General features: G+C 68.4%; 8 protein-coding genes. 6 read left to right on the forward strand and 2 right to left on the reverse strand.

Annotation, left to right across the window (positions count from 1 at the left end; all coding sequences use genetic code 11):
• Positions 1–70: 70 nt before the first annotated feature.
• Together CFN17_RS01415 and CFN17_RS01420 are read right to left on the reverse strand one after the other, a co-directional pair.
• The gene (locus tag CFN17_RS01415) at positions 71–889 is read right to left on the reverse strand and encodes a pyruvate, water dikinase regulatory protein (RefSeq protein WP_208749637.1); all 819 of its coding nucleotides are present in this window, start codon (positions 887–889) and stop codon (positions 71–73) included.
• Between the two features lie 72 nt (positions 890–961).
• A complete protein-coding gene (locus CFN17_RS01420) occupies positions 962–1,243 on the reverse strand; it encodes a hypothetical protein (protein ID WP_315968644.1) in 282 nt (93 codons plus the stop codon).
• 351 nt (positions 1,244–1,594) lie between these two features.
• On the opposite strand from CFN17_RS01420, the gene CFN17_RS01425 reads away from it, so the two are divergent.
• The 6 genes from CFN17_RS01425 to CFN17_RS01450 form a co-directional block, all read left to right on the forward strand.
• Positions 1,595–2,665, forward strand: a complete 1,071-nt coding sequence (locus tag CFN17_RS01425) for an LCP family protein (protein ID WP_208749639.1) — start codon at positions 1,595–1,597, stop codon at positions 2,663–2,665.
• A gap of 87 nt (positions 2,666–2,752) precedes the next feature.
• Positions 2,753–3,847, forward strand: a complete 1,095-nt coding sequence (locus CFN17_RS01430) for an LCP family protein (protein WP_261792304.1) — start codon at positions 2,753–2,755, stop codon at positions 3,845–3,847.
• A gap of 27 nt (positions 3,848–3,874) precedes the next feature.
• The gene (locus CFN17_RS01435; protein WP_208749640.1) at positions 3,875–6,103 is read left to right on the forward strand and encodes a S9 family peptidase; all 2,229 of its coding nucleotides are present in this window, start codon (positions 3,875–3,877) and stop codon (positions 6,101–6,103) included.
• Positions 6,104–6,656: 553 nt separating this feature from the next.
• Positions 6,657–7,409, forward strand: coding sequence for a peptidoglycan-binding protein (locus CFN17_RS01440; RefSeq protein WP_208749641.1), 753 nt, complete (start codon positions 6,657–6,659; stop codon positions 7,407–7,409).
• A gap of 7 nt (positions 7,410–7,416) precedes the next feature.
• Positions 7,417–9,891, forward strand: a complete 2,475-nt coding sequence (locus CFN17_RS01445) for a hypothetical protein (RefSeq protein ID WP_208749642.1) — start codon at positions 7,417–7,419, stop codon at positions 9,889–9,891.
• A 117-nt stretch (positions 9,892–10,008) separates the two neighbouring features.
• A partial coding sequence (locus CFN17_RS01450; RefSeq protein WP_208751278.1) for a leucine zipper domain-containing protein occupies positions 10,009–10,214 on the forward strand: 206 nt, incomplete at its 3' end.

Below are 10,214 nucleotides of genomic sequence, written 5' to 3' on the forward strand. Positions count from 1 at the left end.
GTCCACAGTGACAGGTCTGCAGTGCTCTTTCCACATGACGTGCGCCACACTCAGTTTGTGAAAGTTTTCCCTAATGCTTGAGGTTCATCCGCTGCAGGATGGTGGCCGCCATCTCCTCCACGGACACCGAAGCTGAATTCAGGTAGGGAATCCTGTGGGAGACATACAGCTGCTCGGCGCTGCGCAGCTCGAAGCCGCACTGCCGCAGTGACGCGTAGGGTGAACCGCGGCGCCGTTCCGTGCGGATCTGGCTCAGGCGCAAGGGGTTGGAGGAGAGCCCGAAACACTTCTCAACAAAAGGCCTCAGCGGCTTCGGAAGCCCCTCGCGCGCAAAGTCCTCATCCACCAGCGGGAAATTCGCCGCAAAGATGCCATGCTGCAGCGCCAGGTACATGGTGGTGGGCGTCTTTCCGCACCGGGACGGTGCCACCAGGATCACCTGGGCCTTCTCCAGCGCGCGCAGGCTCTGGCCGTCGTCGTGCTCCATGGCGTACTCCACGGCCGCCATCCGGGACCGGTACCGCTCCGCATTGCCCAGGCCGTGGGCCCTGCCCGGTTCGCCGCTGGCGGTCGAACCCAGGGCCCGCTCCAACTGCCCCACATGCGTTCCGATCAGGTCCACGATGATTCCCTGGCACGTGGCCAGGACCTGGCGGATGTCGCTGCTGACCGCCGTGGAAAACACGATCGGCTGCGGGCCGGAAGCGGCCAGCTTGTCGATCGTGCCCACCACGGCCGCGGCCTGTTCGACGGTCGTGATGAACGGCACCGTGATGCGGTCAAAATTGTTGGCCGGGAACTGCGTCAGCAATGTGTTGCCGAGCGTTTCCGCGGTGATGCCGGTGCTGTCCGAGAGAAAATAGACAGGCCGAAGATCGTCATTGGTCATGAGCGCATTCTCCACCACGGCGGGGCCGACCTTACAAATACCGCGATAACTGCCGCGCACCGCGGCAGCCCGCTACGCCGCCATTTTCTGCCGCACGGGAGCCGCCGCCAGTCTCTGCCTCGCAGGAGCCGCCGTCACCGTTTCCGCCGGCGCCACGATGCTGAGGTGGCATTCGGACTGGAGCGGATCAATGGCTGCCGGCAGGTGCTGGGTGGCCGAGCACTCGCGCAGCTGTTCGAGGGCCGCCGGCTCCACCCGGGCGTGGCTGACATCGAGCACGAGGTGGAGTCCTTCCTTCAGGTGGTTTGCGCGTTTGACCACCACATACAGGGCCTGGAGGCTCTTCGCCGTCACATGCCCTTGCGCTGCAACTTCTGCCTGACCGCAATCGAGGTCAAGCCTGACAAGAACCCGGAGTTTGTGGTTCAAACGATTCCCCTGTTCGTGCATGTACCGCTGGCCGCGACGCTGCGACCGGTTGGCCGCGACGCTGCGACCGACCCCCAGCCTAGGCAGGGAGTGTGACCTAGGCAACATTCCGCTTCATATCCGGGAAACCGCGCGTTATCTGCCGCTTTATTGGCCCGCAGGTGTTGATCACCGGGCCCGGTGTACTGTATTGGAGGCCGCCATGGCGCCCCTCCGGCACCTGCAACTGGTCCAAGAGATTCCGGGCAGCAGGCCCGGCCGAGCTTTGAGGAACACATGACGCACCCCTTCGACAACGCAGACCACGTCCCCGGTCCACCGTCCCGCGAACGGCGCCCGGTGAAGAAACCGGTGAAGAAACGCCGGGGCCGCATCGCGCTGATCGCCGTCGCCGCAGTCGTGGTGCTCGTCGCGGTGGTTGCCGGCGGCTACCTCTTCAACCTCGCACGCACTTTCGACTCCGGCACCAGCAAGATTGACCAGGCTTTCCCGGACGAGTCCACCCGCCCGCAGAAGACCGGCACCGCGATGAACATCCTGGTGATGGGCAGCGACAGCCGGGGCGCCACCGAGGCGGACGCGGAAGGCGGCGCTCCCACCAACCAGCGGGCCGACACGCTGATGCTGATGCACATCCCGGCGGACCGCAAGAACATCTACACGATGTCCATCATGCGCGACCTCTGGGTGGACATCCCCGGCCACGGCGAGGCCAAGATCAACTCCGCGCTGGCCCTTGGCGGCACGCCACTGATGGTCCAGACCATCGAGTCCATCTTCCACCAGCGCATCGACCACGTCGCGATGATCGACTTCGAAGGCTTCAAGGGCCTCACCGACGCCCTCGGCGGCGTGACCGTGAACCTCAAGCTGCCGTTCACCTCAACGGCACTGCCGGGCCAGTCCTTCGCCCCGGGCCAGCACACCTTCGACGGAACGCAGGCCCTGGCCTTCGTGCGCGAACGCCATGCCTACGCCGACGGCGACTACCAGCGCGTCCGCAACCAGCAGGAATTCCTGCGGGCCATCATCAAGAAGTCGATCGCGGGCCAGACGCTGAGCAACCCGATCACCATCAACAACATGGTGGGTGCGGTATCGCCGTTCGTCACCGTGGACAAGACCCTGGATTCGGGCGCGGTGGCCGGCCTGGCGCTGCAGCTCAAGGATATCCGGGCGCAGAACACCGTCATGTTCACGCTGCCCACCAACGGCATCGGGACGTCCGCGGACGGCCAGTCGATTGTGCTGACGAACCCGGAGGCCATCAGTGCCATCTCCGCGGCGATGGCCTCGGACACCCTGGGTGACTACGTCACGGCGAACAAGTTCGAAAACGGGAACTGATTTCCGCTTTGTGAGGCGGGCCGCGACCCCGCCGGGCAGGCCGTTGGACCCTTAGTCCCCCGGCTGGCCCGGTGGTAGCGTCCGGTCATGGGGAACGCTCCGGAACCGGCCGCCGCGGCTTCCGCGGCGTCCCCGGCCCCAGCTCCCCGCCGCGGGACCGGCCGCAGCCGCCGTCGGACGTTGATGTTGCTGGGCGTCCTGTTGCTGGTCGCCGTGGGTGTCGCATCAGCGGCCTATGTCCTCACCCGGCCGCGTTCCGGCGCCCCGGCGCCGGCAGCAGCCACGGCACCGGCCGCCGCCCCGGCTCCCATGACCTCCGCCGCCCCCAGTCCCACCCCCACACCGGAACGGCCCGCCGTCGCCCTTAACATCCTGCTGGTCGGCAGCGACAGTCGCGTCAACGCCCGGGCGGCGGCCGCAGCCGGCAGCGCCTCCGACCAGCGCGGGGACGCCCTCGTGCTCATCCATATCCCGGCGGACCGGCAGGGCCTGTACGGGGTCTCGATCATGCGGGACCTGTGGGTGGACATCCCCGGCCACGGCGCGGCCAAGATCAACTCCGCCCTGTCCGCCGGCGGGCTGCCCCTGATGACACGGGCGGTGGAGGCGCTGCTCGGGACGCACATCGACCACACGGTGATGCTGGATTTCCAGGGATTCGCGGCACTGACGGACGCGCTCGGCGGTGTCGACGTCGACATCAAGCAGCCGTTCACCGGCACGGTGGATGACAAAGTGCATTTCCCCGCAGGCGTGAACCGGCTCAACGGGCTGCAGGCCCTGGCCTTTGTCCGCGAGCGCCACGCCTTTGCCGACGGGGACTTCCAGCGGGTCCGGAACCAGCAGGCCTTCCTGAAGGCCGTGCTGGCCAAGCTGGCCTCCGAGGGCGGACTCTCCGACCGCGCCACCGCCCGGGCGCTCATCAGCACCGTGCTGCCGCACGTGACCCTGGACGCCGGATTCACGCTCGCGTCGTTGGAAGACCTGGCCTTCAGCCTGCGCCGGACGGACCCCGGACGGGCCGTATTCTTCACGCTTCCCACCGCCGGGACCGGGACGAGCCGGGACGGCCAGTCGATTGTCCTGCAGGACCCCGCCGCGACCGCCGCGCTCACCGCCGCCCTGCGCTCGGGAGACCTGGCCGGCTACGTGGCGGCCAACCGGCTGCAGAACGGCAACTGAGCCGCCGCTCTTCGGTACATTGGGTCCATGACCCAGACTTCCGCGCAGCCTTTCCCGCAACCGCCCGTCGCCCGCAAAGTCCCCTCGGTGCGGACCCACCACGGCGACACGTTCGAGGACAACTACGAATGGCTCCGGGACAAGGAGTCCGCGGAGGTTGTGGACCTGCTCAAAGCGGAGAACGCGTACCAGGAGGCGGTGACCGCGCACCAGGAGCCGTTGCGCGAGGCCATCTTCCAGGAAATCAAGGGCCGCACCCAGGAAACAGACCTCTCCGTCCCCAACCGCAAGGACGGCTGGTGGTACTACACCCGCTCGGTCGAGGGCAAGGAGTACGGCATCCACTGCCGTGTCCGCGGCCAGGACACCGGGGACCGCGTCGCGGACTGGACTCCCCCCGCTGTGGAAGCCGGCGTCAGCATCGCCGGCGAGGAAGTCCTCCTGGATGGCAATCACGAGGCCGAGGGGAAACCGTTCTTCGCCGTGGGCGGGGCCGCCACCACGATCGACGGCACCCTTTACGCGTACGCCGTGGACAATGCCGGCGACGAACGCTTCACCCTGCGCATCAAGGACCTCCGCACCGGCGAACTGCTGCCGGACGTGATCGAAAACGTCTTCTACGGCATCTGTTTCTCCCCCGACGGCACCCGGATCTTCTACACTGTGGTGGACGACTCCTGGCGGCCGTACCAGGTGAAGGCACATGTGCTGGGCACTCCGGTCGGCGAGGACGAGGTCATCTACCAGGAAGACGACGTCGCCATGTGGCTCGGCTTCGAACTCTCGGCCGACCGGCGCCACCTCGTGCTGAGCATCGGCTGCTCCGAGTTCAGCGAAACCCGCCTGCTGCGCTTCGATGACCCCGACGCCGCACTGCAAACTGTGATCTCCCGTGACGAGCGCATCCTGTACGAGGCCGAACCGTTCCTGCTGGCCGACGCCTCCGGCGCTGGCACTGGCACCGGGCAGGAGCGGATCCTGCTGACCCACAACAAGGACGCCATCAACTCGATGGTTTCGCTCGTGGACCCCGCCGAACTCGGCAAGCCGCTGGCCGAGCAAAACTGGAGCACCGTCGTCGCGCATTCCGACGACGTCCGGGTCAACGGCGCCGGGGTCACGTCGACGCACGCGGTGATCTCCATCCGCAAGGACACGATCGAGCGGGTCCAGGTCCTGCCCCTCGCCGGCCTGGGCACCCCGGAACAGGGCGCCGCCGTGGAACCGGCCTTCGACGAGGAGCTGTACACGGCCGGCGTCGCGGGCTCCGACTACGAGGCCCCCGTGATCCGGATGGGCTACACGTCCTACTTCACCCCGTCACGGGTCTATGACTTTGTGCTGCCCACCCCGGAGCGCCCTGCCGGTGAACTGCTGCTGCGCAAGGAGAGCCCGGTGCTGGGCGGCTACTCGCCGTCGGACTACGTCGCCACCCGTGAATGGGCAGTGGCCGGCGACGGGACCAGGATCCCGCTCTCGGTGCTGCGGCACGCCTCCGTCAAGCAGGATTCGACGGCGGCCGGCCTGGTGTACGGCTACGGCTCCTATGAGATGAGCATGGATCCGGGGTTCGGGATCCCCCGGTTGTCGCTGCTGGACCGGGGCGTCGTGTTCGTGATCGCGCACATCCGCGGCGGCGGGGAGCTGGGCCGGCACTGGTACGACGCCGGCAAGAAGCTGCAAAAGAAGAACACCTTCACCGATTTCATCGCGGCCACGGACTGGCTCGCCGGGTCCGGCTGGGTGGCCCCGGACCGGATCGCGGCGATGGGCGGCTCCGCGGGCGGCCTGCTCATGGGCGCCGTCGCCAACCTGGCGCCTGAGAAGTACGCCGCGATCGTGGCGGCCGTGCCGTTCGTGGACGCACTGACCACCATCCTGGACCCCGAACTGCCGCTCTCGGCGCTGGAGTGGGAGGAATGGGGCAACCCGATCACAGACCCGGAGGTGTACGCGTACATGAAGTCGTACACCCCGTACGAGAACGTCCGCGCCCTCGCCTACCCGAAGATCGCCGCCGTGACGAGCTTCAACGACACGCGGGTGCTGTACGTGGAACCGGCCAAGTGGGTGCAGCGGCTGCGCGAAGTCAACACCGGCAGCGAGCCCATTGTCCTGAAGATCGAGATGGAAGGCGGACACGGCGGCGCCTCGGGCAGGTACGTGCAGTGGCGCGAACGGGCCTGGGACTACGCGTTCGTGGCCGACTCCCTCGGCGCGACGGACCTCCTGCCGGGGGCGGGGCTGAAGTAACCCCCTCCGCCCTGCCCGCCCGGGATCGGACCCTCCCTCACATCCGCACCCCCTGGACCGGACCCTCCCTCACATCCGCCCCCCCGGACCGGACCCTCCCTCACATCCGCACCCCCGGGACCGGACCCTCCCTCACATCCGCACCCCCTGGACCGGACCCTCCCTCACATCCGCACCCCCGGGACCGGACCCTCCCTCACATCCGCACCCCCTGGGCGGCCCCTCCCTCACATCCGCCCCCCGGGGCGGCCCGCGGGCTGCTGCGGATCGGGCGCCCGTCCGTCACAAATGGCCGCTATCAGGGCGCCCGCTGGTCACAAATGGTCGCTATGGAGTTCCCATAGCGGCCATTTTCGACGAACCGGCGGCGGCGGGGCCTCGCCTCGGGGACGAACACGGCGCGCCCGGGCCAACCGAGAGCCCACTACCGCCGAATTGGTCATCATGCTTACTATTTACTGGCATGATGGGCTTTCGACGTCGGACCCGTCCGCTGGGGGCGGGGCGTCTGAGGGCTTTGACCGGGCACAGGGTGCCGGAGATGGAGTTTGTTATGAGCGTTGAGCCAGGAATGACCCCGTTGACTGATGATGAGCTGCTGGCGCAGGGTGGCACGCCGCTCCCGGACAAGGAAGTTGCCTCCGTCCTGGACCTGAACGCGGACCTGAACCTCGGCATCAGCGCCGCGGCGCCGATCGACCTCGGCGTCGCAGCCAACGCCAATGTGGCCGCGCCGATTGACGCCGGCGCCTCGGCCAACGTGCTCTCCGTCGGGTCCGAATCCCAGGCTCTGGCCGACCAGGGCACCATCATCAACCAGGGAGTCACCGGCGATGCCACGGCAGACTCCACCCAGGACAGCCTCATCGACCAGGGCGCCGGTACGGATGCGGGGACCGCGGCTGCTGCACCTGCCGACGCGGCGGCGGCTGCCGCCCCTGCCACCGCCGATGCCGCCCCTGCCGATCTCGGCGGTGCACTGCCGGGCGGCACGGCGCCGGACCTGGGCGGCGCCCTGCCGGACGGCACGGTGCCGGACCTGGGCGGCGCGACGGGCGCCCTCAACGGCAACCTGCTCAACGTCGACGTGAACCTGGACGCCAACGCGGGCATCGCAGCCCCCATCAACGGTGCTGTGGCCGCCAACGCCAACGTGGCTGCACCGATCGACGCCGCCGTCGGCGCGAACATCGGTTCCATCGACAGCAACGCGTTCGCCGTCGCCCAGCAGGACGCCATCATCAACCAGGATATCCACGGCGACGCCACGGCGTCGGCCGACCAGCAGTCCGATCTGAAGCAGTAGCACCCCGATGAGCACTGTGCACGGAGGGCCGTCCGCCCAGGACGGCCCTCCGGTCCTGCCCGCCACCGGCGCCCCCGGCCCTGCCGCCGGTGCCGGCGGCCCGGCGTCGTCCGTGGCGGTCAGCCGGGAGCCGGCCCCGGTGCGGGCCGCCGGCGTCGAACTGATCGGCGAGGCGAAGGGGTCCGGCTACAAGGAGGCCCCCTCGCTGGTGCGCCGCGCCGACGGCCAGACCATCCAGCTCACCCGCCTGCTCTACCTGGTGCTCGAGGCCGTCGACGGCCGGCGCGGCCCGGAAGAAATCGCGGACCGCGTCACCAGCGGTTTCGGCCGCCTGGTGAATGCAGAGAATGTCCGGACCCTGATCGATTCCCAGCTCCTGCCCCTCGGACTCCTCCGGCTGGCGGACGGCTCCGAGCCCGCGGTGAAGAAATCCAATCCGCTGCTGGGAATGCGCTTCCGCTACTCGGTGACCGATCCGGAGCGCACCCGCAAGCTCACGGCACCGTTCGCCGCGCTGTTCAATCCGCTGCTTGTCGTGGCCGTGACCGCGGCCTTCCTGGCCACGTGCTGGTGGGTGCTTATGGTCAAGGGGCTGGCATCTGCCACGCATGAAGCGTTCGCCAACCCGGGCCTGGTGCTCCTGATCCTCGTGGTCACGGTCTTCTCCGCCGGGTTTCATGAGTTCGGGCACGCCGCGGCCGCCCGCCGAGGCGGGGCCACCCCCGGCGCCATGGGCACCGGGCTGTACCTGATGTGGCCGGCCTTCTACACCGACGTCACCGACTCCTACCGGCTGGGACGCGGCGGCCGGCTCCGCACCGACCTCGGCGGACTGTACTTCAACGCCATCGTGGCGGTCGCGATAATGGGCATTTGGTGGGCCACGGGCTTCGACGCCCTGCTGCTGGTGGTGGTCACGCAGATCCTGCAGATGGTCCGGCAACTGCTGCCCATGGTCCGTTTCGACGGCTATCACATCCTGGCCGACGCCACCGGCGTCCCGGACCTGTTCCAGCGCATCAAACCCACCCTGCTGGCCCTGGTTCCGTGGCGCAGGACAGACCCCGAGGCCCAGTTGCTCAAACCCTGGGCCCGGGCCGTCGTCACCATCTGGGTGCTGGTCACCGTGCCCCTGCTGGTCTTCAGCATGGCGACGATGGTGCTGACCCTGCCGCGCATCCTGGGCACCGCCTGGGACAACGGCGTGCGCCAGCAGGCGATGCTCTCCCACAGCATCTCCACCGGAAACATCGCCGACGCTGCCGTCCGGGTGATCGCGATCGCCTGCCTCGCCTTGCCGGTGCTGGGCATCTTTTACATTCTGCTGCGGCTGGTCCGCCAGCTGGTCACAGGGCTGTGGCAGAAGACCCGCGGCAACGCCCTGCGGCGGGCCACCGCAATCGCGGCCATCGCCGCCGTCGCGGCCGGTCTCGCTTGGGCCTGGTGGCCCGGCGGCGACACCTACCGCCCGGTCCAGCCCTACGAGCGCGGCACCCTGTCCGACGTCACCACGGCGGTCTTCCCGGCAACCGCCGCTGGCAGGATAGCCGAGGGGCAGTCGGGAAAGACGGTTGTCCTGTGGCCGCAGGGAGCCCGCACGCCCACCCGCGACGAACCGCAGCTGAGCATGGTCCTGGTCCCGCGGCAGTCCGGCACCACCGGCCCGGCCGGCGTCGCGGCGCCGGCGGCCCCCTCCTGGGTCTTCCCGTTCGACAAGCCGGCAGGTCCCGACGACGACGGCAACCAGTCGCTCGCGGTCAACACGACGGACGGTTCCGTGGTCTACGACGTCGCCTTCGCGTTGGTCTGGGCCGACGACGGCGACCCCGTGGACACGAAGAATGAGGCCTACGCCTTCGCCAGCTGTAAGGACTGCGCAGCTGTCGCCGTGGGGTTCCAGGTGGTCCTGATCGTGGGCCAGACCGATGTGATTGTGCCGGAAAACCTCTCCGCTTCCGCCAACTACAACTGCGTCCGGTGCCTGACCTACGCCCTGGCGAGCCAGCTGGTCCTTACCCTTGACGGCCCCCTTAGCAGCGACGGCATGGCCAGGCTGGACGCCCTGTGGCAGGAGATCGCCGCGTACGGCCGGGACCTGCACAACCGGCCGCTTTCGGAAATCCAGGACCGGCTCACGGCGTACAAGGAACAGATCATGGAGGTCATCAAGGCCGATCCCAACGCCACCCCGGCGGGGTCCGGTACACCGGCCGCGCCCACAACGGCTTCCCCGGGGGCCACCGGGACCGCCTCGCCCGCGGCGACGGCGCCGGGCGCGCCAGGAGACGCCTCGGTGACGGCGACGAGCGGCACCGGCCCGGCCGTCTCACCTGGTGCAACCGTGGCACCGGCGCCGGACGCCACGTCCGCGCCCACTCCCACAACCGCCCCCGAGCCCAGCCGGTCCGCCGGGGCTGCCGGCGGGTCTGCTCCGGCCACGACGGCGGCTGCTGCAACGGCCACACCCGTGCCCACGCCGTAGCCACTGGCCAGAAACAGCCGCTAACTGTACTCGGCCAGGACTTTGGTTACACGTTGAAAGGGTGAAGACCTCTTAGGTTGGTGGTTACCACACACACCGAACGACTAAGAGGTCTTCATGGTCCACCGTAATGCCCGTCTGACTCCTGCCGGTAGAAGCATCCTTGTCCAGCGTGTTCTGGACGGCCGTCCAGTGGCCCATGCGGCGAAGGAAATGGGTGTTTCCCGCGCCTGCGCCCACCGGTGGCTCAAACGCTATGTCGAACACGGCTGGGACGGGATGGAGGACCGATCTTCACGCCCACATTCGTGCCCGCATGCCAC

This window comes from Arthrobacter sp. PM3, assembly GCF_003352915.1.
Classification (GTDB): Bacteria; Actinomycetota; Actinomycetes; order Actinomycetales; family Micrococcaceae; genus Arthrobacter.

What these genes read in the sequence shown, in the direction of transcription:
- CFN17_RS01415 (WP_208749637.1), bottom strand. Translation starts at nt 889, where the DNA reads ATGACCAATGACGATCTTCGGCCTGTCTATTTTCTCTCGGACAGCACC.
- CFN17_RS01425 (WP_208749639.1), top strand. Translation starts at nt 1,595, where the DNA reads ATGACGCACCCCTTCGACAACGCAGACCACGTCCCCGGTCCACCGTCC.
- CFN17_RS01440 (WP_208749641.1), top strand. Translation starts at nt 6,657, where the DNA reads ATGAGCGTTGAGCCAGGAATGACCCCGTTGACTGATGATGAGCTGCTG.
- CFN17_RS01445 (WP_208749642.1), top strand. Translation starts at nt 7,417, where the DNA reads ATGAGCACTGTGCACGGAGGGCCGTCCGCCCAGGACGGCCCTCCGGTC.
- CFN17_RS01435 (WP_208749640.1), top strand. Translation starts at nt 3,875, where the DNA reads ATGACCCAGACTTCCGCGCAGCCTTTCCCGCAACCGCCCGTCGCCCGC.
- CFN17_RS01430 (WP_261792304.1), top strand. Translation starts at nt 2,753, where the DNA reads ATGGGGAACGCTCCGGAACCGGCCGCCGCGGCTTCCGCGGCGTCCCCG.